Raw genomic sequence first — 25,938 nt, 5'->3', positions numbered from 1 at the left:
TCTACATTAATTTTTTACGGAAATATTCGCTCGATGTTTCAATGATAAAAACAGTACCAACAAGCATTAAAAGAATCATGCCCACATTCTCGTAGCTTCTCCAGCCCAAACTTTCATTGAGCAGCAGGCCGATTCCCCCTGCACCGACGTATCCTAAAATAGACGCATAACGAACATTCCCTTCAAAGCAAAACAATGATGTCGACAAGTAGTTAGGAAGGATTTGTGGCAGGATGGCAAAACGAAAGGCTTGAATGGTCGTTAGCCCCATCGACTGCATGGCCTCGTAGGCTTCCATATTAGCGTTTTCTATTTGCTCATATAATAGCTTTCCAACATATGCAATGGTAAATAGGAAAATGGCTACTGTGCCAGCCATCGTTCCAAGCCCAAAAATAAATGTCGCAATAAGTGCAATAATCAGTGTCGGTAAAGTTCGAAGTAGGCTTAAAATAAACTTACTTACCAGCGCAATTCCTCTAAGCTTGGTTATATTGGTCGCTGAGAGAACGGCTATTGGTAAGGCACATATAGCCCCCGCAATAGAGCCAAATAACGACATTTTAATCGTATCGAAGAGCGGCTGCCATAGCTTTGATAAGTAGGCCCAATTCGGTGGAATCATCTGTTGTAGGATGACAAAAAATTGTTGAATTCGGTTCACTAAAATTTCTAAGCTAAAGCCTGTAATACGAATGGCAAGCACAGTTAATACGAATAGAATAAGCCACACGATTGGCATGAACGACCGTTTTTCCAGCACTTCTTTGCCATTAGGCAATACTATTTTTTTCGGTGATAGCAGCTTCCATTGCATGGTTCGTTACGCCTCTTTCCTGATTCGTATTGTGATAGATGAACGCAAGCGTTTCCTCGTTGATTTCATCGGCTTGTCCATCAAAGACAATTTCACCGCCACGTACACCAATAACACGTGTTGCGTAAGCTAATGCCAAATCAACATGATGAATGTTAATCAAAATGGTCATGCTTAGCTCTTGGTTAATCCGTTTAAAATCCTCCATAACTTGCTTTGCTGTTACAGGGTCTAACGATGCAACAGGCTCGTCAGCTAAAATGATTTGAGGATTTTGAGCAAGCGTACGAGCTAAGGCAACACGCTGTTGCTGTCCACCCGATAACTGATCGACACGTACATAGGCCTTATCTAAAATGCCAACCTGATCAAGTGCCATTAATGCTTTACGCTTTTCCTCTTTCGTAAAAATGCCTAAAATTTTTCGCCAGGCAGGCATAGTCGGTACAAAGGAAACCAACACATTTTGCAAAACTGATACACGAGTAACAAGGTTAAAAGATTGAAAAATCATGCCAATATTACGGCGTAGATGGCGAATACCCTTGCCCTTGAGTCGGTGCACATTCACATCATTAACATGCAATGTTCCCCCCGTAATATCATGCATTTTATTAATACAGCGCAACAGTGTTGATTTTCCTGCACCCGATAAACCGATGATAGCCACAAATTCACCTTGCTCAATTTGAAGATTAATTTGCTGTAAGGCAAGATAACCATTTGGATAACGTTTTTCTACTTCCTTAAACTCAATCATTGTACCGCTCCATTTCTAAAAAAGAATCTCACCGAATGAATGAATGAAAGAAGAATCTGCTTTCTGCGGGATAACCGCAAGCCACAGATTCTTCACCTTCAAGACTGACTTTAGTTCGAACCTAGATTTTGCACTAATTTCTGTGCTTTACGCTCATTGTCATAGTCACTATCCTTTGCAGCCTGATAGCCTTCATGGCTATATATAGCAATCACTTCTTTCCCTTTGTCAGTGTTGCCAATATTTATGAATGCCTGTTGAACTGCCTCTTTCAACTCTGCTGTCATAACCTTTGAGTTTTTACTCACACTAATCGTGTCATTATAAATAGCGGGCATAACACCAATCAAATCTGTCTCCTCCCAAATGGAAGCAGAGCGGGCAAATTCGCCTTGCCAGCTTTCTTCATAATCGCGACGTGCATCTGCATATGTGACCAAAACATCCGTTTGACCTGCTGCTAAACGGGCAAAGGCACTCCCATAAGAATCCGCCTGAACAACCTTCGTTAAATCAGGAATTGTTTTATCAAAATTCTCATGTAACCATAATGTTGGATAAATATAGCCCGCTGGTGAAGAAGAGGACATGACGTTCCAAGTAGCATCATTTAAATCTTCAAACGTTAATTTTTCACCGTTATTGACTTTCGCTGCTAATGCTTTCCCTTTTTCAGATGGCCCTGCCACCAAAATGGCTCTATAAGAAGTGGCCTGTGTTGTTGTCGGAGCAGTTGGCTTGTTTTTATTCCAATCAATTGGATGATCAGAGTCATTATTTAAGCCTGCACGTGTAGCTGTTAAAATGACTTCTGCACCATCATCATAGAGCACATAAGTTCCCCCAGGAATTAAGCCAATATCGGTCGTACCTGCAGATAAGGCTTCACCCACTGCTTCAAAATTTGTTCCTACTGTAATATCGATCTCACCTACATCAAAGCCTAATTTTGCGAGCTCGTCCTTCAGCAACCCCTTTAAAGGTTCTGTTGCTGTAATAATTTCATCTGGATTACGTGAAGGCACAAAGCCAATCGTTAATTTTTCTACTGATTCATTGCCACTTGCCTCAGTAGACGTCTCTACAGTTTTATCAGCACTTGATGTACTAGTAACTTCATTTCCACATGCCATTAAGAACACAGAAAGCGTGCACGTTAACGTTAAAAGTAGTAATTTCTTCAAAGTGTTATCCTCCCCATTTTTGAAATGCTTCCTCAGTATATACAGTAAATATTTTCCTAGTGTTAAAAGCGAGTAAATCTATGTATCTAATTCGTAAAATAGTATTTTGATATTGTAAATACGCTATTTTCCTGGCTATTACTTTATATACTGTGGATATACTACTAATCGGAGGATCAGTTATGACGATAAAAACCATACAAATACTGGCAACTAGCGATATTCACGGCTATATTATGCCAACTACTTTCCGAAACAATCATAATGAAGCAATTGGCTTAGCAAAGCTAGCAACCATCATCGAGGAAAAACGGCTTGAAATGCCTACCCTCTTAATTGATAATGGTGACTTTATTCAGGGAAGTCCCATGACTTTTTATCACCAGAAATTCCAAACACAAGAACCGAATCCATTGATTCAAGTTGCCAATGAGCTTCAATATGATGCCATGGTATTCGGCAATCACGAATTTAATTATGGTCAAGAGACGTTACAATCTATTAGGAGCCAATCCAATTTTCCATGGCTAGGAGCAAATATCGTGACAGAGGATGGCAAGCCATTTACGAAGCCTTATATACTAAAAGAAGTAGATGGTGTTCGATTGGCTATTTTAGGTGTGACCACGCATTTTGTAACAAAATGGGAAGAACCGCTCCATATCCAAGGTCTTCACTTTGAGGATGCCTTTTCGAGTGCTAGCTACTGGGCAAAATGGATTCGTGCTAATGAACAAATTGATATTCTCATTCTTTGCTATCACGGGGGATTTGAGCGAAATCTTGAAACGGGAGAATTGCTTGAAGCAGAGGATGGTGAAAATCAAGGGTACCGCATGTGCGCAGAAATTGATGAAGTCGACATTATTATTTCTGGTCATCAACATCGTGAGATTTGCACAACTGTTATGGGAAAATCCGTTGTTCAACCTGGTACTAAAGGAGTTTGTCTCGGTAGCATTCAACTCGAAATCGAGATGGATGACCAGCATACGATCCAAACGATTTCTCATACACCATCTCTTATTTATAGCGCTGAAAGTACAATACCTAATGCAGCTGTTTGTCAGCTTATCTCTCCTACATTTGAAAAAACCGAAGCCTGGTTAGATGAAACGATTGGTGTGATCCAAGGAGATTTACAAATCAAAGATCCGTTTCTAGCACGCATTCAAGAGCATCCTTATATAGAGTTTATCAATCGCATTCAAATGGCGACATCCGGAACTTCTATTTCTTGTACGGCTCTTTTCCATGATGAACGAGGTGGCTTAAAGCAAGCTGTCACCATGCGTGATATTGTTACAAACTACATCTATGCCAATACATTAAAGGTACTTCGTCTATCAGGACAGGACATCTTACTCGCACTTGAACAATCTGCTAGTTATTTTACGGTCGAGGCAGGACAATTAAAAGTGGCAGAGCCATTTCTTTATCCTAAGGCACAGCCCTATAATTATGATATGTGGGAGGGTATTGAATACATCTTTGACATATCCAAACCGATTGGTGAACGTGTGACGAAACTTTTGTACAATGACAAGGCTATCCAAATGGATGCGGAATTTGATGTTGTAATGAGCAGCTATCGTGCTACAGGAGCAGGGAATTTTGACTTTTTAAGAAATTGCCCCATTGTAAAAGAAATACAAATTGATATGACCGAAATAATGGCTGATTATATTTTAAAGCATCCCTTCATCAAAGTAACTTGTAATCAAAATTGGCAAGTACAGTTCTAAATAAAAATGCCAAATTCCTTGTAAGCACTACAGGAATTTGGCAATCTTTATGTGTATCTATTTAAGCCTGTTGGCGAATGTCTTGAATGCTCTTCCCCTCAGTAAACGCATGAATTGATGCAATGGAGCCCACCGATTTAAAATTTGCCTTGTCATAGACGTTGGCAACCTGCTCACTAATCGGTAATATCCAAAGATGCTCTAATGCCTGTTTTACTGATTGCTGTTGGATATGTTGCAGCATATAGCCGATTAAACCTCGACCACGATAGTTTTCAGTTGTTGCAACACTTTCGATCCTTCCTTGATTTCCTGACACAAAAATATTTGCCGAGCAGCACGCCACCCCATCTAGTCTTAATAGATAATACGTAAAATGTGACGAATGATAGGTTTGCTCAAATGCCTTTTTTATTAATGAAGGCTCTCCAAATGCAGCAATGCTCATTTCTACTGCTAATGCTTCCTCCATATTTGCATCCGTTACACGCTCAATTTGAATGGCAGGATTAGGTGGAAGTATCGCATATTCACCGTTCCAGTACTGAATTTCGTTGACAAAATGCTCATATTGAAAGCCATGTGATTCTAATGCTTTCATACATAACTGATTTTCTTCAAGATTATATAAATAAATCCGTGGAATCAGAGATTTTGATTGATAAAACGCTTTGATAGCTTGTAAAAACGCATCTGGCTGTTCAATCTTTCTCCAAATCTGTGCATGATTTGCATCATAATAGGTTGGAATAGACTGATTGTAAAATAAGACCCCCTCCTTACAAATCTCCACTTCACTGAAACTCTTCACATACTCTATATCTAGCTGCATAATGCGTTCTAAATTAAACATGCTCTGCGCCCCCCTCTAACCATCTTTCATATAAATGTTCTAATTGTATTTCAAGCTTCTGCCGTTGTTCTTTAGCAAGCGATGGTTGTTGTAGTTTTATCTCTAATTTTTCAATTTGTTGTTCAATCAGTAGTTCTTTTTTAGGTGGCTGTGTTTTATTTGCTGGTTGTTTTTCAATCGTTTTCTTTGTGAATTCCTGTCTTTTTTGTTTAGCCCACTCATAATCTCCCTCAAAAACCTGAATTGTTTGATTATCTATCCATGCTGTTTTCGCGAAAATTTTCTGTAAGAAATAGCGGTCATGGGACACACCGATGATTGTGCCTTCAAAGGATTCTAGTGTCTCTTCCAAAACTTCTCTTGCTTCAATATCTAAATGGTTGGTCGGTTCATCTAGGATTAGTACATTAATATCCTCATGCATTAGTTGTGCCAAACGTAGACGCATTTTTTCTCCACCACTTAAGTCCTTCACTTTTTTAAAGACATCATAGCCATAGAATAAAAATCGTGCGAGAATATGCCGGGCTTCAGCCTCTGACACTGCAACATTTTCACGAAAGGCATCAATTAATCGGATAGAAGGATTTTGATGTTCAAATTGCTGTGAGAGATAGCCAAATTTCACATTGCTACCAACATAACAGATTCCACGCTTCGGAATGATTTCCCCTAGCAACATTTTTAATAACGTTGACTTTCCACTACCGTTGTTCCCAACAATCGCCAACCTTTCCCCAAAATAAACAGCGAGGTTGCTGTCCTTCAATAAAGGTTTATCATATCCATGATGAACCCCTTCTAATAGCACTACCTCTTTGCCACTACGCTCAGCCATTGTTAGCGCTAAATTCATTTTCTTTTTGGTGATTGGCTTCTTTACTCGCTCGATACGTGCCAGTGCTTTTTCCATACTCTTAGCACGTCTATGCATAGACGCATTTGGCGGGTTCGCTTCATTCGCCCACTGCTTTAAACGTTTAATCGTTTCTTGCATTTTTTTAATTTTCTTTTGTTGCTCCTCATAATTTGCAAACTGTTGTTCAACCTTTGCTTCTTTTTGTGCTATAAAAGCATCATAATCGCCGTTATACGTAAAAGCCTCTCCATCCTCAATTTCGATAATCTTTTGCGCTACTTGATTCATAAAATGCCGGTCATGAGAGACGACAATGACAATGCCCTCAAAGTTTCGTACATAGTTTTCAAGCCACTCAATTGCCTGCATATCAAGATGGTTCGTTGGTTCATCTAATAACAAAATAGAAGGCTTTTTCAATAAAATTTGCCCAAGCATTACCTTTGTTTTTTCTCCGCCACTTAAACTGTGAAATGGCTGTTCTAGCATATCCGTAATACCTAGTCCATTTGCGATCATGGCTAACTGGGTGTCTACTTCATAGCCCCCCAGCAACATAAACTGCTCCTGCACTTGCCCGTATTGCAATAATATTTTATCCGTTACCGTTGACTGCATTTCTTGCTCAAGTGCTGTCATTCTTGCTTTCATTGCATAAATATCCGAAAGTGCCTCCTCCAGCACTTCTTTCACAGCATGTTGTGGATAGTGGGGAATTTGATGTAAATAGCCAATCGTCGCTTCCTTACTTTTAATAATTCGCCCCTTTTCAGGTATTTCTACACCTGCAAGTAGCTGTAGGAGAGTCGTTTTACCACTGCCGTTCACACCGACAATCGCCACATGTTCGCCACTATTTACCTCTAGCTGTAAATTTTCGAATACTATATTGCCACCCATAATTTTTTGTAGTTGTTCAGCTTTCATTTGCATCGTTTTTTCCTCCAATGAAACGTGCGAAAACATCTTTAGAACACAAAAAAGACTGCTCCTTAACAAGCAGTCTTCTTCTCATATAAATGTGTGAAAAAGAATGGTTAATTCGCTACGTTTGTTATTTGATTTTGCTTAAAAATGGACAGACCTATCCCGTTGTTCGCAAAATCGAAAGTAATCACACGTGCAAAATACATAGCTGTATCCACTTTTACACATGTTTTCGTAGCGTTTTTATTCATTCCTTTTCACCTCCGTTCATAATAGTTATAGGTATCATAACATTAGTCAGATTATTTGGAAAGGAAAAAATTCACTAATCATTAAATTTTATAAATATACAAATAGACATTCTAGTTATATACTAATATAAAATAGAAATTATTTACCAATTAATTTCAATATTTAGGTTATTGGTAATGGTTTTTCATGCATGTTTTATGATGTAGCTAAAAATGTGGAGGGACATTTAATGAAAAAGCTAGGAATGCAAAGTAAAATGAGCTTATTAATTGTAGTTATCATTGGGTTTGTGCTAATTGCCATCGGTCTCATGAATACAAGCGAAATGAAAAAAACTTTAGAAAATGAGTACCAAACAAGGCTCAATCAAATTTTAGATGTAAGTATACATAATCTTGATCAAACACACCCAGGTGATTGGCAAATAAAAAACGGGGAACTGTACAAAGGAAACGTCAACATCGCAAAGGAAACAGCTCTTATTGATACATTAGGAGAATTATCACAGGCTGCGATTACGATTTTTTCTGGAGAAACACGTATTAACACAAATATTGTCATTGACGGTCAACGTGCTATTGGCACAACTGTCGATCCAAAAGTAGCGGACACAGTTTTAACAAAAGGGAAAATATATTCTGGTACAGCTGAAGTTGTGGGCAAACCCTACTTTACAAAATATAAGCCCATAAAAACTAAAAATGGAGAAATTATTGGCATGATTTTCGCTGGCGTACCTTCTTCTGACATTGATGTAGTAGCTCAAAAAATGTTGCTAAAAACGGGCATTATAGCTGTGATTTCTGCTATCATTGCTGTGCTTGCAGGCATGCTCTTCGTACGAGGTATTGTCAAACCTTTGAAACAATTAAATCACCAGCTAGAAACCATTTCAGCTGGGAAAGGCGATTTAACTCAGCAAATTGTGGTGAACTCGCAAGATGAAATTGGCCAAGTCGCAAAATCCTTTAATGCCATGCTTACCACCTTACGAAGCATGATGCAACAAGTAGATGAAACAGCCAATCAGGTATCCGCATCCTCTTTGGAATTGTCTGCCACTGCGGGATCAACTACGGCAACGACAGAAAAATTAACAGCTAATATGCAAGAATTAGCGAGTGGTGCGAGTACACAAAAGCATAGTGCTCATGAGAATGCTGAAGCAATGCAAGATATTGCTGGAGGGATTCAGCTCGTTACGGAAACAAATGGTGAAGTATCCTCCTATGCATCCGAGGCTTGGGATACAGCTAAACATGGAGAAGAAGCGGCACAAGATATGCAGCTTCAAATGCGCAGGATGTCAGAGGCTGTTCAAGAAAGTGCTAATTCCATTGCAGCCCTTGACACACATGCTAATAAAATTGATGAAATTGTGGAAGTTATTCATGCGATTGCTGAGCAAACGAATTTACTAGCACTCAATGCATCCATTGAAGCAGCACGCGCTGGTGAACATGGCAAAGGCTTTGCTGTCGTTGCAGAAGAGGTTCGTAAACTTGCTGAACAATCCAAAACTTCTGCAGCAGAAATTACAGACACAATCCATACTATGCAACAGCTTTCTAAGGAAGCCCGCGTTCACATGCAGCAAAGTAAGCAAGAAGCCACAACAAGTGCCGAGGTGGTTCACACGACAAGTAAAGCCTTTGAAGAAATTACAACCAAAGTGTCGCTTGTAACGAATAAGATTCAAGAGGTTTCAGGAATTGCAGAGGAGTTATATGCAAGAATTGAACAAGCCAATGCTTCCACACAAATTATGGCCGAAATTGCCATAGATGCTCGTGAGCAATCAAAAGTCGTTACTCAGATTGCGGAAACCAATCTATTATCAATGGATGATATTAATGATGCTGCGTCACAGCTAACGAGAAACGCTGAAACATTACAGGATTTGATTCATCAATTTAAATATTAAATAAAAGAAAACATGAGGGTTTAGTGTACTACTATCCCCTCATGTTTTCACTTTTTTCACAAACATTTTTACCACGGGCACAAGGAAGATCGAGACCACTAGTACACGGAATAGCTGAAAAGCCGTCACGATTGCCACGTTTGCATGTACAGAAGCGGCGATAATTCCCATTTGATCAAGTCCCCCAGGTACAATGCTTAAAAAGCCTGTCCTAAAGTCGAGACTGTACAACACTGTCATCACAAATGTTAGACCATAAGCTGCTCCTATAAAAATACCTGCTGAGACAAACGCATAAAAAATATGCTTCTTCGATAAATGGAGATCCTCTTTTTTCAACAATAAGCCGATATAAATTCCTAGCATGAGTTGAGCAATATGCAGTAATGATAATGGTAGCTTGGGTACCTCTACCCCTGCCATATTAATACCCATTAGTAAAAACACTGGTCCAAGCATATAGCCTGTTGGAATTTTTAACTTTTGAGCTAGCCACCCTGCTACACCACATACCATAAGTATACCAACAAGATTCCATGTATACATTCCATCAATCATAGAACTGCTACTACCAGCGCCTGCTACCATTAAAGGAACAAAGCCGACGATTAAAAGGACACGAAGGATTTGAAAGAACGTAATAACTACCATATCCATCTCCTCTTGTTCTTCAGCAAATGCCACAACCTGTGACATGCCACCAGGGACACAGCACGTCAAGGCAGTCGCAAAATCCAAATCGGTGCGCTTTGCTACAAGAAAACTAACAGCGAAAAATAGCAAAATAAATAATATATTTAAAATGACCATGCTCCCTAAAAAAAGCTTAATATCCTGAACAGCCTCTGGTGTAAAAGCATAGCCAATGGAGTACCCCGCTACGATTAAACCAATATTACGAAAAGAATGATGCCATTTCAATTGCACGTTGGTTGACAGCTGCACGATGAGCACCGCTGTAATCGCACCTAGCAACCAAGGCATCGGTATATGTAAAAATTGAAAAATCACAGCACCTATTAAACCAATGCATAATGTGATGAACATATGCTTATCAAAAACAAACATGGTAGCAACCCCTTCAACTCGATAAGCCTATTATGACGTTTAAGCATCTTTTTTTCTACCGGGCCGACTTGTGAACTGTATCGCTTAAAAAGAACCCGTTATCTATAAAATAAAACCTCTTATCGAAGATTTTATCCTTGTTAAAATTTTCTATGCTACATTAGTAATACCTGATTCAGTGTTTTAAAAGGAGGCCTCCTATGAAAATTCATTTAACCATCCATCATGAACTTGAAGAAACAGAGGTTCATATTCATGCCAAGGAATATAATGAGCAAATTGAAAGATTGATGAAGCAGCTTCAAGCATCCCAAACGACGATGCTAGACGGGTATTTCCAACAAGAAATTCATCTATTAAAAATTTCTGATATTTATTCCATTTACGCGGAGGGTGCCAAAGTATTTTTGCAAACGGATGAGCAAGAGTTTGAGTCAAAGCGAAAATTATATGAGCTAGAGGCACAGCTAGCCAAAGATTTTGTACGCGTGAGCAAATCTACACTTGTCAATATCCATAAAATCGCCTCTATTCAAATGGGCAAAATCGGCACTACACAACTATTACTCGAAAATGAAGTAGCCATTCATGTCAGTCGAAAATACTTAAAAGAATTAAAGCGACATTTAGGTATTGGGAGGGATCTATAGCATGAAGTATTTACGCATGATGATTATTGGACTACTCATTTCCCTTAGCTCTTCTTACATCTTAGTCACATTAAGCGTCCTTTCAAACAATGCGGTTATGTCAGGAGCAGAATTACTGGAGGAGATTATCATTGCTACCCTTCTTGGTATTGCGATTGGACTATTTTCCGCCATTTTTGATATCGAGCCAATACCTTTTACGGTTCAGCTACTTTTACATTTAATCGCTGTCACAGCATGTGTATTAACGGCAGGCTATTTCGGGAATTGGTTTGAGCATTCAGGTGTGACATATGTGCTGCTATCGGAAGCCATCATTTATTCCATTGTTTGGTGTATTATATATGTTTTTCAAATAAGGGATATTGAAAAAATGAATCGAGAAATTCAAAAAAGAAAGGATTAACAAAGATGACCATTGCAATAGAAGTTGAGAATTTATGTAAACACTATGGCGAACAGCAAGCTGTCAAAGGCATTTCTTTTACAGTTGAACAAGGCACTCTATTTGCTTTTTTAGGGGCAAATGGTGCTGGTAAATCTACTACCATTGAAATACTTTGTACATTATTAAAAAAATCAAGCGGTCAAGTAACCATTAATGGTTTCACTCTTGACGCAAGCAATGATAATGGGGATATTCGCAAGTCCATCGGTGTCGTTTTCCAGCAAAGTATATTAGATGAACGATTAACTGTGCGCGAAAATATCCTGCATCGTGGTCAAACATATGGTTTATCAAAAACACAGCTCACAGAAAACTACCAATTTGTCTCCACCTATTTGCATTTAGATGATATTGAAAAGCAAAAATACGGAACATTATCTGGTGGACAAAAAAGACGAGCAGATATCGCTCGTGCACTTATTCATCGCCCTAGTATTTTATTTCTAGATGAGCCTACAACGGGTTTAGATCCACAAACACGACAATTCGTTTGGCAGGCTATCAAGCAGCTTCAACAGGAAACTAATATGACCGTTTTTTTAACAACTCATTATATGGAGGAAGCAGCAGTAGCCCATCAAGTCCTTGTCTTAAAGCAAGGGACAATTGTCGCGCAGGGTACACCCGATGCGCTGAAAACAAAATATGCCTATGATTCAATGGCTCTCGTTTTTCACAATCCATTGAAAGGTGTAAGGTGGCTAGAGGAAAATGCGCTCTCTTATACAGAGAAACAAGGGATATATACTATTCGTTTATCCTCTACCCTACATGCGCTGACCCTATTAAAACAAGCAGAGAAACTCATTGCTTCCTTTGAGGTCATTAAAGGATCGATGGATGATGTCTTTCTTCATATTATGGCAGAGGAGGAGATCGCGTAGTGGAAGCATTAATTAGTCTAGTTCAGCGGAATAATAAAGTATTTAGAAGAGATAAAACGCAGGTATTCTTCTCCCTACTGTCAGTCATTATTGTCATTGTGCTGTACGCTGTCTTTCTCCAAAAAATGCAGGTAGATGCCATTGAACGACTAACAGAAGCAACACCAGAATTAATTACGATGGTCAATGAATGGCTTGTAGCAGGATTACTGTCCATGATTGCTGTTTCTACTACACTCGGTGCATATGGCATTGCCGTTAAGGATCAGGAGTCAAAAGCACAAGCAGATTTTTTAACAGCGCCCCTTTCCCGTTCAACGATTCAGCTAAGCTATGTCATCAATGCGTTTATCATCGGCAGTATTTTTTCCTTTATCGCACTCATCGGCTGTGAAATCTTTCTTGTAGCAACAGGTGGTAAGCTCCTAAGCTTTGGGGATTTTGTTCATGTACTCGGCATTTTGTTTTTATCTGTCCTGCTAGCAAGTGTCTTTAATTTATTTCTGTCATTATTTGTGTCCACGCAAAACGCTTTTTCAACACTCGGCACAATCGTCGGAACAGTACTCGGCTTTTTATGTGGTGTCTATGTACCTCTTGGTGCTCTACCAGGCTTTGCTCAAAATTTAATCATGTATTTCCCCATTAGTCATACAACATTACTGTTACGCAATGCATTTATGGATAGCTCTATTGGCGATGTTTTTGAAGGTGTGCCTGCTTCCTATGTGGAAGACTATAAAATCAATTATGGCATTGTCTATGAGCTTCATGGAAAAATACTCAATACTTCGACTAGCCTCATCATTATCGTTTGTACAATCGTCATACTTGCGCTAGCATCTATGATGTTATTTAAAAGAAAATATAAATAAATTTTAGCCAACAGATTTACACATCGTTTAGGAAACGATGTGTTTTTTATTGCATTCAAACAAACAATTTGTTATTTTAAATATAAATTAATAAACAAAAATAAATATCGTTTGTATTTACGGAGGACTCCCCTATGGATGTAAATGAACTATTTTGGCAAGCTCCTATCGATGATCTCAAAAAGGGTTATACCAATGAGGGAACACATTTTACCTGCCTTCTATGCGGTGAAAAAGTAGAGAAAGGGATTATTTATCCTTATGAAGGCTTATTGTACGAAGCCGAAAAAATGATGCAGCAGCATATGACAATGACACATCAATCTGTTTTTCACTATTTAAACGGTCTCAATAAAAAAATGACAGGCTTAACAGAACATCAAAGCCATATTTTACGCTTATTTTATGAAGGTAGATCAGATCAGGAAATAAAAGAGGAATTAGAGATTGGTAGTGCCACGACCATTCGCCACCATCGTTTTGCTTTAAAGGAAAAGGAACGCCAAGCGAAAACATTGTTGGTCATGATGGAATTATTGAAGGAACAAGATCGGAAGGAGGAACCATTTGTGTCTATTCATAAAACAGCTACAATGGTTGACGATCGCTATAATGTCACTCTCTCAGAAGAACAGCAATTATTGGCGAAATTATTTCCACATGGTGTTGGTAAGGAGCTAGTTCGTTTTCCTAAGCGTGAAAAACAAAAAATTGTAGTACTTCGTGCCATTACAATGCTTTTTGACAAAGAAAAACAATATACAGAAAAAGAATTAAATGAAATCATCAAACCGATGTATGAAGACTACGTTCATATACGTCGCTACTTAATTGAATACGGTTTTTTGGACCGCAAAGCTGACGGTAGTGCTTACTGGGTTAAAAAATAAGAAAGCAGGTTTTTGAAATGGATCATAAAAAAGAGTTAAAAGAGATGTATAAGGACATGAAAATTGAAGCGGGCGTTTTTACGATGACTAATACAGAAACTGGGAAAGTGTTTGTGGGGAGCTTTAATAATTTAAAACGTTTAAATGGTTTTCAGTTTATGCTTAAAACCAATACACATACGAATAAGGAGCTTCAAGCAGATTACAATTCATTTGGTCAAGATGCTTTTGAGGTGAAAATCGTTGAATATTTAAAGAAGAAGGAAGAGGGCTATTTCGATGCTAAAAAAGAGCTTGAAAAGCTAGAGCAAAAATGGCTTAACACGCTAATACCTTATGGTGAGCGCGGTTATAATTCTTAGTATTTATCCAATAGTTAGCTGAGTAAACAAGCAAATGAAAATTTAACTGTGTCCTCAGCTATTTTTTATTCATCCACACGATTCCATCTTAAATTATCATCATCATAGCCATAATAATAGATGGGGCGATCGTTCTTATCATAAGCAACAGCTTCCAATAAATCAATTTGCTGCGCATAAGGTATATAAAACGAAACTAGTTTACTATGTTCAATGGATTTTTTGATAATTCCTTTCTTTGAGTTAATTGTTATATAGGAAACATTTTCATCATGAGATAATACAACAAACAAAGTTCCTTCATGATGCAAATGATAGCTCATGCCTCCTATTGTCTCTAATGAATCATTCGTGGAGGAGATACCCGTAGCATAAACCCTTTTATATAGAAATGCGTTTTTTTGTACCAAAACAGTTTGATAGATTTCTTTTTTATTACGCTTAAACAAATAAAAAATATCGTGTCCTTCTTGAATCTTTTCAACATTCTTATACTCAGGTGTCATAAAAAAATTGGCTTTTGCAGCGCTTAATGCAGTTAAACGATAGCCTCCTAACAATAATAAGGCACTTAAAGTGACTATTGCTAATAACAATAATTTTCTCATCTATTTTCTCCACCCTATAGCATTTTCAGTTGGGTTGAGACAGTTTAACTTTCTTTGTTTATTTTGTCACTTCTAACAACTGAATTTCCTGCTGTGCTTTTTTCGTTAATTTACTGAAAACAAGCTCATAGGAATGTTGGATAAGCTTTTCTACCAAATCCATCGGGACATCTTCAGCATCCATATAAATGGAGTTCCAATGCGTTTTATTCATATAGTAGCCAGGTATAATACTGACAAAGGATTCTCGTAATTCCTCTGCTCGTGCAGGCTCGCATTTTAACGTTAATACAGGCTTACCTGTAGCATTTCCCCCAATCATGGCATACATTTTCCCACCAATATGATAGCGGTCTGCTTGCCATTCCTCCTTATAGTCATAAATCGTTCCCTGTAGTTGTAGACAATGAGCATGAATCATTTCTTTTTCCATCTATTTCTTCCCCTTTCGACACAAAATAAAACACACGTTCGATTATGGTTAGTATAACCTAAAACGTGTGTAGGGACTAGCCTTATTTAGTTCGTACTTCGATCAAACATGCCCATAACCTCTGTTGTCTGTAGGATATTCACAAACGACTTTGGATCGGTTTCCTTAATCGTACTTTTTACATCCGCGAGTTGATAACGCGTAATGACAGTGATTAACACTTTTCGTCCTTCACCAGAGTAAGCTCCCTTCGCATCGATAATCGTTACACCACGATGAAGTTTTTGCAACAGCTGCTGCTTGACTTCTTCCCCTTTACTCGTAATAATCATCAACGTTAATTTAATATGGCTTGTATGAATCGTATCTACCACTTTTCCCGTTGCATAAATGGAAACAAGCGTTAATAATGCCGCGTCCCAGCTAAAGACAAAGCCAGAAGCTGCCACTACAACACCATTCATAGCAGCAATTAATGTACCGAGTGGAAAATCTCGTTTACGACTTAGTAGCATGGCAATAATATCAAAGCCCCCAGAGGAGCCTGCTGCACGAAAAATCATACCCATCGCAAAGCCTACAATAACTCCTCCAAATAGGGATGCAAGGATAGGATCTTGTGTTGCCTTGTGAATTGGAATAACATATAAACTCACGGACAAAACGGCTACAGAAAGAATCGTATAGCTGATAAATCGCTTACCAAGCTTCATCACACCTAAAATCAGTAAAGGCAAATTAAGCAGTAAATTTAATACCCCTGTATTCCAAGGGGTAATAATGCCAAGCATGATGGCGATACCACTCAATCCACCACTCAAGATTTCATGGGGAATTAATAAATAATTATAGGTAAAGGCCACTAAAATGGAAGAAAGAGTAATTATAATCACATTACGCATAACGATATCCCCTATCAATCAACGACCAAATTTTGATATATCTTTCTCATAGATTACCCAATTTCTGCCGATGAAAAACCTATATTCCTACTTTTTCTTCTGTTCTTCCTTTAAAGGGGCAGTCTGTTTGTGATCACCTGTATCGGCCACCTTGTAAATACGCTCTAGCATCGGCGGATGTGTATAGCGGAACCATTTAACAAGAAGCGGAGGGTTGACCTCACTTAATCCTGAAATCGTTAGTTTTTGAAAAGCTGTTACGGCCGCTTCGCGATCATTCATGAGGTTAATTGCATACTGATCTGCTCTTGTCTCCTGATATCTTGAGATGAAGTTCGACACTGGATTAGAGGCAAATAACAATATAGAGGTAATGAGCAAAAATAATGGATATGAGCTAATGTTGCCAACTTTATTGATTTTCAGTACCTGTCCATAGCGTCCAACCAAACGTCGCATAACCTTCGCTGTAAACCATAACCCCACCAACGTAAGCAATAAATAACCTGCAATGCCAAAATAAATATGCTTTTCTACATAATGGCCCATCTCATGTGCCATGATAAATAAAATTTCATTGTCCGTCAGTCTATTTAATGTGGTATCCCACAGTACAATTCTCGAATTGCTACCAATCCCTGTCACATAAGCATTTAAGGAGTTGGTCTTTTGTGCCATATTGACCTCATAAACATGCTCTGCTGGTATACTCGCCTGCTCAGCAATTGAGAGTATCTTCGTTTCCAGCTCTTTATTTTTTAACGGATAAAAATCATTGTACAAAGGATCAATGACAACTGGCTGGATGAACATCACAAAGATTGTAAAGGGGATGGTTAATAGCCAAGCGTAAAGCCACCACCGTTTCTCGCTCTTTTTAATGAGCCAATAAATAACCGTCACAATGATGAAGCTCATCCCAAAGTTCACCCAGAAATCAATAACACCATCTTTCATCCAAGACGCAAATGCTTGCGTACTGATGCCATAGCTTTTGCTGAGGTAATAGCGATAATAATCAAGCGGGAATAAAACAATATAGAGCAATAGGGATAGCAGGAATAGGTAGCCTGCATTTTGCAATAGCTTCCACTTCGTTTGGGAGGTCGTCACTTTTTCAAAATAACGGGAGATGCCCAATAATAAAATCAAAAAGTAAATAAGCCATTCCAAAGGAGTCGCTACAAAGAATAAAAAATTCCGTATTTTTGAATATTCACCACTTAAAAAAAGTTCCTTACCAGACATAAACATTACTGGATCTGCCACCGTTCCTTGTAAGGCGCTAGGTATTTTTCCTCCGCCGCTATGGAATATATACCAGTACATACAAAGCACGTAAACACCGAATAATAGCAGCGTAACAATGCCCATTTTCTTAGCTATGTTAATTCCCCCTCATATCATCCAAAGTTCGTCCTATAGTAAGTGTAAGCCAAAATATCAAAGTTAGAACAACATAGACCTACTTTTTTAATATCTCTGTTCACAAAGGAAAAATTCGCCTCAATTCTATCAATGAGCATACAAAATCTTTCTCATTGTTTCAAAATGCTGCGAATTTATTATGTTCTTACTTATTTATTCATGACAAATGCGGTTTTTCCACGCTGATCTATACTTAAGTAGCCTGCAGATAATAGCTGCTCATACCATTGCTTTTCGATAACAGCCGCTTGGTTGGCATTATCTGCTTTTGTAGAAAGCTCCACCATAATGTCTCCTTTGTACTGCCACACCTCAATATCTGCTTCTTGCCCTAGAAAGCTTCTTTATAAGTTATGGCATTAGCAGATCCATATTCTACTACCTGAGCTAACGTATTTTTATACCATGCTTCTGAATGCCAATTTACAATTTCTTTGCCGAATTTTCGAGAATCAATTTTTGGGCAACACTCGCATCAACCGTATCGTAAGAGACAAAAGTATGATAGGCTCCCTTCGTACTCCCTGCTACCATACCCCAAGCAAAAAGAGGAGAGGCAATTATTTTATAAATATAATCGTATTATTTTCTTTAATATAATCTACTGTTGGATGAGGGCTTTCCATTGAAGCAACTTCTTTGTTATGAATTAAATCATGAACAATCCATTTCATATTAAAACTATTAGTTGGAGTTTTAAAGAAAACAACCCATTCTTTGTTTCCATAATAGAAATAACTTGAATTTCCTATTGTATATAACTCCTTATTATTACTGGCATCATATAATACTTGTGTATGTTCGTTTTCTTTTACTCCATATAAATCATCATTAAAGAAATAGATGACATCATACTTCCCATCAATAATTTTTTCTAGATAATTTTCACTGAATGGATTAAACATTTTCAAAATATATGTTTCATCTCTAAGATTATGTTTATACCAATAAACACATTCGTTTTTATTATTTTCCAATACAAAGCTTTCACTATTATCACATTGACCTACTATACAAGTCTCTGAAATTGGCAAATCATTTTTTATTTGTTCTATAAATAAATTATAGTCAATGATTACAATGCTCTCAGTAAAATTTGAATTTTCCTTTTCCCTATGATTCCATGCATTTTTTTTATTACTGTAGGATAATGAGCCAGTTGTAAAATAAACGAATTTTTTATTTTTTTTATCAATTACTTTTATGTTATTAACATTTAAAAAGGTATCATCCTGTCCTATTTTTTCAGGTATTGAGTAATACTTATTTTCTAAAAAATCTACGAGAATACAATTTGAGTGCCTAGTAAATTTTTGCGATTCTATCTGTGGTACACATACAACTAAATATCTTTCTCCCAAGCCATACAGCTCTGTTTCAGATAAAGAAGAATTCTCAGGATTGGAACTATTATCCTCTATTTTTAATGTTATTGAATCTTTTAAAATTAGGTTTTTGCAATCAATTTGGTTTAATATTAAATTTGCAGTTTTTCCTTCCCACATCAATCTGCTGCAATAAAAATATTCATTATAAAAAGAATTACTTGATAACTGAAATCCATTCGGAATTAGCAATTGATCAACTTGATTAAGTTGATAATTATAGCGAACAATACCTTCATAATAACCAGTTAAATAGCTCCAACTTTCACTTATATCTCTACTCATAATATACATATTATATGGCTCTACTTTTGATTGTGTCGTAATAAGTTGACGATTTTCAAATCCTTCTAAAATAACTGTTTGCACCATATTATATCCTCCTCTTAATTACCATAAAATCACTCTTCACTATTCAAAAATAGTAACATAAAAATAGATCTCTTCTCGATATAGCTGTCTTCGTACTGAAGGGACAAATAAAATCAAAACACCTTTCGTTGGCAGGAGAAGGCGTATATCACGATATGTTTTGGGGCAACTGCTTACCTACCCATATTTTTATGCCAGATTTAATTCATCAAGTTTCAACAGCTTATCCAGATATCCGCATTTCATTAGACGTAACAACAGCACCTGAAATTGAAAAAAAAGGAGCACTTCAAGAATTAGATTTCGTGCTTATCATAGAGACCCAACAGGAAAATCCCTTCCTGCATTATTAAACAATTGGGGAAGATGCACTTGTTTTGGCATTTAGCCCTTCACACAAACTAGCGACTAAATAGGACAGAACCAAAGAAGATATTCTTAAAAATAAGCTTTTATTGCATACCTCTTCTAGCTCCACTAATCACTTCATTGAGAAGTGGATGGACTCTTTCCAGCCTTCTACTTATACGATTGAGCTGGATTCTGTGAGCACCATAAAAAATGCTGATCTTTGAAACAAACATGGCTTTTCTATCTAGATCATACCCTTGATGAATTTGTCAAAACGTCGGTTTACGATGTAGCAAAGCAATTAAAAATATCCCCTGTTATGACATAATTCCACAGGTAGTCGTAATAACATGAAATGGGAGGATATTTTTAAGAAAGGAGGGTTGTCCTTGCTAACTAGGCTTCTGACAAAGGATTGTATACAGCTTGCAAACTTTGTCCATTCGTGGCAAGAAGCGATTCATTTAGCTGCAAGACCATTAGTACAGCAAAATAAAATTGAGCAACGCTATGTCGAAGCCATGATTCAATCTATTGAGCAATATGGCTCCTACATCGTCATTACACCAAAAGTGGCCATTCCCCATGCACGGCCATCTGATGGTGTTTATGAGCTTGCCATGAGTTTGCTCCGGTTACAGCAGCCTGTTTTTTTTAGCCCTAATCAGCCTGTTTACTTACTAATTGTGCTAGCTGCCATCGACAATACGTCACATCTACAGGCGTTAGCTGATTTGGCAGCAGTGTTACAAGACCCTGACCAGATTGAAGGCCTGATTGCCTGTCAGCATGCAGACATGATTTGTGAAAAAATCAAACAATATACGACAAAGGAGTCACCAGGATGAAAATTTTAGTCGTGTGTGGAAATGGTTTAGGTAGTAGCTTGATTTTAGAATGGAATGTAAAAAAGGCATTAGAGGCATTGGGTAAAAATGCTGAGGTAACCCATACAGACTTAGCATCTGCAAAGGCGGAGAAAGCAGATATTTATTTAGGGGCAGCAGACATTGTGAATGAATTAGCGAAAGACAATGGAACCATTGTGAGCATCGTCAATATGATGAGTATTGTGGAAATAAAAGGAAAACTAGAACCTTTGCTTTAAGTACGGAAAATTTGGATAGGATGAGGTGTTGATATGTTGGATGTTATCATGCATGACATTTTAGGAACACCAGCTATACTAGTCGGCCTATTCGCTTTTATTGGTTTACTCATTCAAAAAAAATCTAGCTCCACTGTTCTTTCAGGTACATTCAAAACAATTATGGGCTTTGTCATTCTTGGTGCTGGTGCCACTGTCTTGATTGGCTCGTTAGACCATTTTAGTAAAATGTTTGATCATGCCTTTCAAGTACAGGGAGTCATTCCCAACAACGAGGCCATCGTGGCAGCTGCTCAGACTAATTTTGGTACAGCTACAGCATTGATAATGGTATTTGGTATGATAATGAATCTATTATTTGCGCGATTTACGCCATTAAAGTATATCTTTTTAACTGGGCATCATACATTATTTATGGCTTGTTTAATCGCGGCTTCATTGTCAGTTGGTGGAATGAGTGGTACACCTCTTATTATCGTAGGGTCTATCATTCTTGGTCTTTGTATGGTAGTGTTCCCTGCCATTTTACAACCCACTGTTCGGCAAATAACAGGTAGTGATGATTTTGCTGTAGGTCACTTCGGCAGTGTTGGCTACTATGTTTCTGCAAAAATTGGTAAGCTCTTTGGTAATAAAACGAAATCAACTGAGGACATACAGGTTCCAAAATCATTAGGCTTTTTACGAGATACCTCTGTCGCTATTTCTTTAACAATGAGCGTATTCTTTGTCATTGTTGCCCTTTTCGCAGGCCCCTCCTATATTGAGGCACAATTATCAGCTGGCTCTAATTTTATTATTTTCGCTATTATGCAAGCGATCACATTCGCTGCAGGTGTCTATATTATTTTGGCGGGTGTCCGTATGTTAATTGCTGAAATTATTCCAGCCTTTAAAGGAATTGCTGATAAGCTTGTCCCAAACACAAAACCAGCACTAGATTGCCCAACTATTTTCCCCTTTGCACCAAACGCTGTCATCATTGGTTTCATCTTTAGTTTTTTAGCAGGACTTGTCTCTATGTTTATCCTCCCCTTCATTGGTTTAAAAGTGATTGTTCCTGGCCTCGTTCCCCATTTCTTCACGGGAGCTGCAGCTGGCGTCTTTGGCAATGCTACAGGCGGCAGAATCGGTGCCATGTCTGGGGCCTTTGCTAATGGTCTATTAATTAGCTTTATTCCAGCCATACTCCTAATCTTTATGGGCGACATCGGCTATGAAGGCACAACCTTTGGCGATTCAGATTTCGGTGTTATCGGCATTATTATTATTAATCTATTAAAATTATTCGGAGCTGTTTAGAACATATAGTAAAGCCTAACGCTATCTGCGTTAGGCTTTCATAGTGTTGAAAAACAAAACCATCCATAGAATTTATGTGAAAGGTGAAAAAGGATTTCCGTTGCAGGCTACTTGCTTTCCTGTGGGCGAGCGCCGAGCCGCTTCCTCCGTGCAGGGGCTCGCCCGTCTCGCTATTCCCACGGGAGTCAAGTAGCCTTCCACTCCAATCCATAAAAAAGTGAAGGTATTCACTACTCTTTTGTGGAGGGGTGTTGTCACACATCACTTCTCCAAATTGAAAGTAAGAGGCTATCCTCTCTTATAATATAAATAATGGGCTATTTTGTTCAGGAAAAGACACTTTTGCAGAATGGTTGATTGGAGTGGAACCAGCGTCACTCCTAGGGGATTTAGCGTCACAGAGGAGACCCTGGAGCGAACGCAGTGAGTGAAGCGGCTCATCGGACGCCCCCTGGAAAGGACGCTGGCGGAACGGAAATCAACCCCTCGCCTTGCAAAATTGCTTATTATGCCGTTGACATTACCTTTTTTCAACAACATGAAAGCCTAACGCTATCTGCGTTAGGCTTTATTATTGATTAGGCATACAGAGCTTGCTGTAGAAACCTTCATAAATATATTACTTAATTAGTCATCTAGGTTTATAATATTAACTTATTATGTATATAGAAATGACTATTTATTCTTATGCTCTACATAAAAATTTATTTTCATTGTAGTCTGACATCAGACTAAAAAAATTCACATTTTGCCGATATATAGGCTATAAACAACAGGAGGTACAAACATTTTGAAGAAATTGATGATTACTTTTCTTTTGATGGGTCTATTGCTAACAGGCTGTTCATCCGCACAGACAGAGACATCAACTGAAGGATATAAGATAGGCGTTTTACTATCAGACGCGGGACTAGGCGATGAATCATTTAATGATTCAGCTTTTAAAGGGCTCGAAAAGGCTCGAGATGAGCTTGGCATTTTGTTTGATTACAAAGAGGCTCCTGATGGTAATTATGAGGACAAGCTGAACGAGCTTGTAGCAGAAAAATATGATATCATCATTGGTCTTGGTTTCTCTGTACAGGAAGCACTAGAGAAAACTGCGAAACAATATCCCGACCAACAATTCATATTGATTGATGGGCAATCTGATGTTGACAACATTATTTCGATTACCTTTAAAGAACAAGAAGGCAGTTTTTTAGTTGGTATGGTTGCTGCTATGACAAGCAAGACAGGGAAAATTGGCTTTATTGGTGGTGCAGATGCCCCTGTTATTCATCACTTTGAAAATGGCTTTATCGAAGGAGCTCGTTATGTACAACCAACTATTGACATTATGAGCGAATATGCGGGTACCTTTGATGACACGCAGGCTGGTGCAACAATAGCAGATCAATATATAAAAAATAACGTTGATTTTATTTATCATGCAGCTGGCTTTACTGGTTTCGGCGCCATTAAAAAGGCCGAGGAAATGGGGATTTATGCAGCGGGTGTTGATATCGATCAATTTTTTGTTGCCGAAAAGACGGTTGTCACATCCATGCTAAAAAATGTTGATCTTGCTGTCTATCAACTTGCTAAAACATTAGTAGAGGACGGAAAAATTACCCAAAAATCGTTTGCATTAGGGCTAGCAGATCAAGGTGTGGGACTAGCTGATATTCGTGTCATTCAACTAACATCAGAGCAACAGGCTGCCATTGAAAAGGCACAAGAAGCCATTATCTCGGGCAAGATAAAAGTTACTGCAGAAAAGGGGAATGGCCAGTGACATTACGTAAAAAATTATTTATGAATACACTCATCCCAATCGTACTGGCTATGGCTATGATTGGCTTTATTATCATTCAAACATTTAATATCCAAACAACCGCACAGGATGACACGAAACTTTTGCTTGCAGTGAAAGAGCTGGAGCAAAGTTTGGTTGTGGCCAGCCAATCATTAAATAATTATACCTATTTAGATAGTGAAGCGAATAAAAATGAAGCACTTGCTATTTTACAAGAAACAAAAAGCAATTTAGAAGCATTGGCTGCTCTCACAAGAATACCTGACCATCAACAGATTATCGACAAAATTTCTGATAAATTTGATGACCTAGAAAAAGCTACAGAAAGCGGCTTTCAAGAAAACAACCGCTCTGAAATAAAAAAGCAATCTATCCGAATTAAAGGTATTTTAAACGATATGCATTTGCTCAAAAAAGAAACGAACGAATGGTATCAAGAGATGATACAAGTGACAAAGCAAAAAATTGGTTTTATTACAACCACTACAATCATCGGCAGTGTGCTATTAATTTTGGCAACGATTATTTATTCCTATGTGGCAGCAAAAAGAATTACCAAACCGATTAATCAGATTGTAGAGTGTGCACAGGGGGCAGCTACAGGAGATTTAACTATAGATACCTCTACACTCTCCTATCAACCAAACAGTCGATACGAGATTGATCAACTATCGGAAAGCTTTTCACAGATGATGAATAATTTGAAAAGTACTGTACAATCCATCGATCATATCGGTAAGGATGTTAACGTATTCACACAAGATGTGACAAGCCATATGAGAAATATTCATGAAAGCAGTAATCAAATCGCCACTTCTACTGACGAATTAGCAAAAGGTAGCTATACGATGTCAGAAGATATTCAATCTGTGGCCATCCTTATGAATAATATGACCGACCAATTTAAGGGGGTTATGCAAACAAGTGAGCAATCCGCTAACAATGGTAAACAGGCATTAGAGGCTGTTCAAAATGGTCAGTATTCATTAGAAAAACAATCAACCATTGCAAAAGATATTTCGACGACATCACTTGATATTAAAGAGGCTGTTACGCAATTTTCGCAATTCACTTCAGAAATTGAAGGAGCGGCCAATGCTGTCCACACTATTGCTAGCCAAACAAATCTATTAGCTTTAAACGCTGCCATTGAGGCTGCCCGTGCTGGAGAAGCCGGTAAGGGGTTTGCCATTGTCGCAGAGGAAGTGAAAAAGCTTTCTTCTGAAACGGAGAATGCAACGAATTTAATTACTTCTATGGTCACACATATACAGGATGGCATCTCACATATTCTTACTACGGCTGAGCGAGGTTATCAGCTTTCAAATGAACAGTCCCATTCAATGGTAGAAACGGAACAATCATTTGCTGTCATTGCGACACATATCGCAGACATTCATCATGATTTACAAAGCCTTACAAAGGAAATGGTTCAAACGAATGAAATGAGCCAGCAAGTGAATAGTACGATAGAAAATATTTCAGCCATTACAGAAGAAACAGCAGCAGGTACAGAAGAGATTTCAGCTTCGACACAGGATCAGTTACTTGCCTTCCAAAAAATTAGCGCTAAAATTGACGATCTGCAAGGTATGACAGATACATTGATGCATGAGCTGAAAAAATTCACCTTATAATATCTTTGCCAAACAAAATCCAGTGAATGAATGTTCACTGGATTTCTTAGTGTTGAAAAACAAAACCATCCATAGAATTTATGTGAAAGGTGAAAAAGGATTTCCGTTGCAGGCTA

27 protein-coding genes are annotated in these 25,938 nt (G+C 38.1%); 14 read left to right on the top strand and 13 right to left on the bottom strand.

All coding sequences use genetic code 11. The features are described from left to right. Position 1: 1 nt before the first annotated feature. The 3 genes from phnE to MKY46_RS07105 form a co-directional block, all read right to left on the bottom strand. Positions 2-817: a phosphonate ABC transporter, permease protein PhnE gene (gene phnE, locus MKY46_RS07115; RefSeq protein ID WP_340833886.1), complete on the bottom strand. Its 816-nt coding sequence runs from the start codon at positions 815-817 to the stop codon at positions 2-4. Next, complete coding sequence (phnC, locus tag MKY46_RS07110; RefSeq protein WP_058844280.1) at positions 774-1,577, bottom strand: phosphonate ABC transporter ATP-binding protein; 804 nt, start codon at positions 1,575-1,577, stop codon at positions 774-776. Before phnC ends, phnE begins: the two co-directional genes overlap by 44 nt. Before the next feature lie 110 nt (positions 1,578-1,687). Further along, on the bottom strand, positions 1,688-2,761 hold the full coding sequence (locus MKY46_RS07105; protein WP_340833885.1) for a phosphate/phosphite/phosphonate ABC transporter substrate-binding protein: 1,074 nt from the start codon (positions 2,759-2,761) through the stop codon (positions 1,688-1,690). Positions 2,762-2,943: 182 nt separating this feature from the next. On the opposite strand from MKY46_RS07105, the gene MKY46_RS07100 reads away from it, so the two are divergent. Beyond that, positions 2,944-4,506: a bifunctional metallophosphatase/5'-nucleotidase gene (locus MKY46_RS07100; RefSeq protein WP_058844279.1), complete on the top strand. Its 1,563-nt coding sequence runs from the start codon at positions 2,944-2,946 to the stop codon at positions 4,504-4,506. 61 nt (positions 4,507-4,567) lie between these two features. Here MKY46_RS07100 and MKY46_RS07095 read toward each other — a convergent pair whose 3' ends face one another. The 3 genes from MKY46_RS07095 to MKY46_RS07085 form a co-directional block, all read right to left on the bottom strand. After that, positions 4,568-5,359: a GNAT family N-acetyltransferase gene (locus MKY46_RS07095; protein WP_058844278.1), complete on the bottom strand. Its 792-nt coding sequence runs from the start codon at positions 5,357-5,359 to the stop codon at positions 4,568-4,570. After that, positions 5,352-7,151: a ribosomal protection-like ABC-F family protein gene (abc-f, locus tag MKY46_RS07090; RefSeq protein WP_058844277.1), complete on the bottom strand. Its 1,800-nt coding sequence runs from the start codon at positions 7,149-7,151 to the stop codon at positions 5,352-5,354. The genes MKY46_RS07095 and abc-f overlap by 8 nt, the downstream gene beginning before the upstream one ends. A gap of 104 nt (positions 7,152-7,255) precedes the next feature. Continuing rightward, positions 7,256-7,396, bottom strand: coding sequence for an RAxF-45 family protein (locus MKY46_RS07085; RefSeq protein WP_004232534.1), 141 nt, complete (start codon positions 7,394-7,396; stop codon positions 7,256-7,258). A 230-nt stretch (positions 7,397-7,626) separates the two neighbouring features. Here MKY46_RS07085 and MKY46_RS07080 point away from each other — a divergent pair, with 230 nt between their 5' ends. Beyond that, positions 7,627-9,321, top strand: a complete 1,695-nt coding sequence (locus MKY46_RS07080; RefSeq protein WP_340833884.1) for a methyl-accepting chemotaxis protein — start codon at positions 7,627-7,629, stop codon at positions 9,319-9,321. Between the two features lie 39 nt (positions 9,322-9,360). On the opposite strand, the gene MKY46_RS07075 is transcribed toward MKY46_RS07080, so the two are convergent. After that, positions 9,361-10,389, bottom strand: coding sequence for an AbrB family transcriptional regulator (locus tag MKY46_RS07075; RefSeq protein ID WP_340833883.1), 1,029 nt, complete (start codon positions 10,387-10,389; stop codon positions 9,361-9,363). A gap of 200 nt (positions 10,390-10,589) precedes the next feature. On the opposite strand from MKY46_RS07075, the gene MKY46_RS07070 reads away from it, so the two are divergent. The 6 genes from MKY46_RS07070 to MKY46_RS07045 all read left to right on the top strand — a co-directional run bounded on the left by MKY46_RS07070 (position 10,590) and on the right by MKY46_RS07045 (position 14,498). After that, positions 10,590-11,039, top strand: a complete 450-nt coding sequence (locus MKY46_RS07070; RefSeq protein WP_340833882.1) for a LytTR family DNA-binding domain-containing protein — start codon at positions 10,590-10,592, stop codon at positions 11,037-11,039. Between the two features lies 1 nt (position 11,040). After that, entirely contained in the window at positions 11,041-11,445 is a 405-nt protein-coding gene (locus MKY46_RS07065) for a DUF3021 domain-containing protein (RefSeq protein WP_340833881.1), read from the top strand. Positions 11,446-11,450: 5 nt separating this feature from the next. Next, positions 11,451-12,371 carry an ABC transporter ATP-binding protein gene (locus MKY46_RS07060; protein WP_271912709.1) on the top strand — a complete coding sequence of 307 codons (921 nt, stop codon included), beginning with the start codon at positions 11,451-11,453 and terminating at the stop codon, positions 12,369-12,371. After that, complete coding sequence (locus MKY46_RS07055; RefSeq protein WP_340833880.1) at positions 12,371-13,246, top strand: ABC transporter permease; 876 nt, start codon at positions 12,371-12,373, stop codon at positions 13,244-13,246. The genes MKY46_RS07060 and MKY46_RS07055 overlap by 1 nt, the downstream gene beginning before the upstream one ends. 134 nt (positions 13,247-13,380) lie before the next feature. Next, positions 13,381-14,136, top strand: coding sequence for a DUF2087 domain-containing protein (locus tag MKY46_RS07050; RefSeq protein ID WP_340833879.1), 756 nt, complete (start codon positions 13,381-13,383; stop codon positions 14,134-14,136). 17 nt (positions 14,137-14,153) lie between these two features. After that, positions 14,154-14,498 carry a GIY-YIG nuclease family protein gene (locus MKY46_RS07045; protein WP_340833878.1) on the top strand — a complete coding sequence of 115 codons (345 nt, stop codon included), beginning with the start codon at positions 14,154-14,156 and terminating at the stop codon, positions 14,496-14,498. Positions 14,499-14,563: 65 nt separating this feature from the next. On the opposite strand, the gene MKY46_RS07040 is transcribed toward MKY46_RS07045, so the two are convergent. The 6 genes from MKY46_RS07040 to MKY46_RS07015 all read right to left on the bottom strand — a co-directional run bounded on the left by MKY46_RS07040 (position 14,564) and on the right by MKY46_RS07015 (position 19,626). After that, complete coding sequence (locus tag MKY46_RS07040; RefSeq protein WP_340833877.1) at positions 14,564-15,106, bottom strand: hypothetical protein; 543 nt, start codon at positions 15,104-15,106, stop codon at positions 14,564-14,566. 58 nt (positions 15,107-15,164) lie between these two features. Next, a complete protein-coding gene (locus MKY46_RS07035; RefSeq protein WP_101966343.1) occupies positions 15,165-15,539 on the bottom strand; it encodes an MmcQ/YjbR family DNA-binding protein in 375 nt (124 codons plus the stop codon). Positions 15,540-15,625: 86 nt separating this feature from the next. Then, positions 15,626-16,441, bottom strand: coding sequence for a YitT family protein (locus MKY46_RS07030; protein ID WP_340833876.1), 816 nt, complete (start codon positions 16,439-16,441; stop codon positions 15,626-15,628). Between the two features lie 87 nt (positions 16,442-16,528). Further along, a complete protein-coding gene (locus MKY46_RS07025) occupies positions 16,529-17,827 on the bottom strand; it encodes a M48 family metallopeptidase (protein WP_340835642.1) in 1,299 nt (432 codons plus the stop codon). A gap of 191 nt (positions 17,828-18,018) precedes the next feature. Next, complete coding sequence (locus tag MKY46_RS07020; RefSeq protein ID WP_255358802.1) at positions 18,019-18,153, bottom strand: hypothetical protein; 135 nt, start codon at positions 18,151-18,153, stop codon at positions 18,019-18,021. Positions 18,154-18,429: 276 nt separating this feature from the next. Beyond that, entirely contained in the window at positions 18,430-19,626 is a 1,197-nt protein-coding gene (locus MKY46_RS07015; protein ID WP_340833875.1) for a hypothetical protein, read from the bottom strand. 155 nt (positions 19,627-19,781) lie between these two features. On the opposite strand from MKY46_RS07015, the gene MKY46_RS07010 reads away from it, so the two are divergent. From MKY46_RS07010 to MKY46_RS06985, 6 genes are all read left to right on the top strand, one after another. Then, positions 19,782-19,979, top strand: coding sequence for a hypothetical protein (locus MKY46_RS07010; RefSeq protein ID WP_051891740.1), 198 nt, complete (start codon positions 19,782-19,784; stop codon positions 19,977-19,979). Positions 19,980-20,366: 387 nt separating this feature from the next. After that, complete coding sequence (locus MKY46_RS07005; protein ID WP_036127023.1) at positions 20,367-20,825, top strand: PTS sugar transporter subunit IIA; 459 nt, start codon at positions 20,367-20,369, stop codon at positions 20,823-20,825. Further along, positions 20,822-21,085, top strand: coding sequence for a PTS sugar transporter subunit IIB (locus MKY46_RS07000; protein WP_036127024.1), 264 nt, complete (start codon positions 20,822-20,824; stop codon positions 21,083-21,085). The genes MKY46_RS07005 and MKY46_RS07000 overlap by 4 nt, the downstream gene beginning before the upstream one ends. A 33-nt stretch (positions 21,086-21,118) precedes the next feature. After that, on the top strand, positions 21,119-22,387 hold the full coding sequence (locus MKY46_RS06995) for a PTS ascorbate transporter subunit IIC (protein ID WP_036127027.1): 1,269 nt from the start codon (positions 21,119-21,121) through the stop codon (positions 22,385-22,387). 790 nt (positions 22,388-23,177) lie between these two features. Further along, the gene (locus MKY46_RS06990) at positions 23,178-24,164 is read left to right on the top strand and encodes a BMP family lipoprotein (protein ID WP_036117351.1); all 987 of its coding nucleotides are present in this window, start codon (positions 23,178-23,180) and stop codon (positions 24,162-24,164) included. Beyond that, positions 24,161-25,822 (top strand): methyl-accepting chemotaxis protein, encoded by a 1,662-nt coding sequence (locus MKY46_RS06985; RefSeq protein WP_036117349.1) that lies wholly within the window; start codon positions 24,161-24,163, stop codon positions 25,820-25,822. Before MKY46_RS06990 ends, MKY46_RS06985 begins: the two co-directional genes overlap by 4 nt. Positions 25,823-25,938 lie beyond the last annotated feature (116 nt).

The sequence above is a fragment of the Lysinibacillus sp. FSL M8-0355 genome, from assembly GCF_038008985.1.
GTDB lineage: Bacteria > Bacillota > Bacilli > Bacillales_A > Planococcaceae > Lysinibacillus > Lysinibacillus fusiformis_D.
The sequence above is the reverse complement of the archived record's forward strand: the minus strand, read 5'-3'. Positions and strand labels throughout refer to the sequence as shown.

Excerpts from the sequence above, each read along its gene's own strand:
- MKY46_RS07065 (WP_340833881.1), top strand. The coding sequence starts at position 11,041 with ATGAAGTATTTACGCATGATGATTATTGGACTACTCATTTCCCTTAGC.
- MKY46_RS07040 (WP_340833877.1), bottom strand. The coding sequence starts at position 15,106 with ATGAGAAAATTATTGTTATTAGCAATAGTCACTTTAAGTGCCTTATTA.
- MKY46_RS07100 (WP_058844279.1), top strand. The coding sequence starts at position 2,944 with ATGACGATAAAAACCATACAAATACTGGCAACTAGCGATATTCACGGC.
- abc-f (WP_058844277.1), bottom strand. The coding sequence starts at position 7,151 with ATGCAAATGAAAGCTGAACAACTACAAAAAATTATGGGTGGCAATATA.
- MKY46_RS07000 (WP_036127024.1), top strand. The coding sequence starts at position 20,822 with ATGAAAATTTTAGTCGTGTGTGGAAATGGTTTAGGTAGTAGCTTGATT.
- MKY46_RS06995 (WP_036127027.1), top strand. The coding sequence starts at position 21,119 with ATGTTGGATGTTATCATGCATGACATTTTAGGAACACCAGCTATACTA.
- MKY46_RS07050 (WP_340833879.1), top strand. The coding sequence starts at position 13,381 with ATGGATGTAAATGAACTATTTTGGCAAGCTCCTATCGATGATCTCAAA.
- MKY46_RS07015 (WP_340833875.1), bottom strand. The coding sequence starts at position 19,626 with ATGGTGCAAACAGTTATTTTAGAAGGATTTGAAAATCGTCAACTTATT.
- MKY46_RS07030 (WP_340833876.1), bottom strand. The coding sequence starts at position 16,441 with ATGCGTAATGTGATTATAATTACTCTTTCTTCCATTTTAGTGGCCTTT.
- phnC (WP_058844280.1), bottom strand. The coding sequence starts at position 1,577 with ATGATTGAGTTTAAGGAAGTAGAAAAACGTTATCCAAATGGTTATCTT.
- MKY46_RS07035 (WP_101966343.1), bottom strand. The coding sequence starts at position 15,539 with ATGGAAAAAGAAATGATTCATGCTCATTGTCTACAACTACAGGGAACG.
- MKY46_RS07095 (WP_058844278.1), bottom strand. The coding sequence starts at position 5,359 with ATGTTTAATTTAGAACGCATTATGCAGCTAGATATAGAGTATGTGAAG.
- phnE (WP_340833886.1), bottom strand. The coding sequence starts at position 817 with ATGCAATGGAAGCTGCTATCACCGAAAAAAATAGTATTGCCTAATGGC.
- MKY46_RS07010 (WP_051891740.1), top strand. The coding sequence starts at position 19,782 with ATGTTTTGGGGCAACTGCTTACCTACCCATATTTTTATGCCAGATTTA.
- MKY46_RS07070 (WP_340833882.1), top strand. The coding sequence starts at position 10,590 with ATGAAAATTCATTTAACCATCCATCATGAACTTGAAGAAACAGAGGTT.
- MKY46_RS07085 (WP_004232534.1), bottom strand. The coding sequence starts at position 7,396 with ATGAATAAAAACGCTACGAAAACATGTGTAAAAGTGGATACAGCTATG.
- MKY46_RS07060 (WP_271912709.1), top strand. The coding sequence starts at position 11,451 with ATGACCATTGCAATAGAAGTTGAGAATTTATGTAAACACTATGGCGAA.
- MKY46_RS07080 (WP_340833884.1), top strand. The coding sequence starts at position 7,627 with ATGAAAAAGCTAGGAATGCAAAGTAAAATGAGCTTATTAATTGTAGTT.
- MKY46_RS07075 (WP_340833883.1), bottom strand. The coding sequence starts at position 10,389 with ATGTTTGTTTTTGATAAGCATATGTTCATCACATTATGCATTGGTTTA.
- MKY46_RS07045 (WP_340833878.1), top strand. The coding sequence starts at position 14,154 with ATGGATCATAAAAAAGAGTTAAAAGAGATGTATAAGGACATGAAAATT.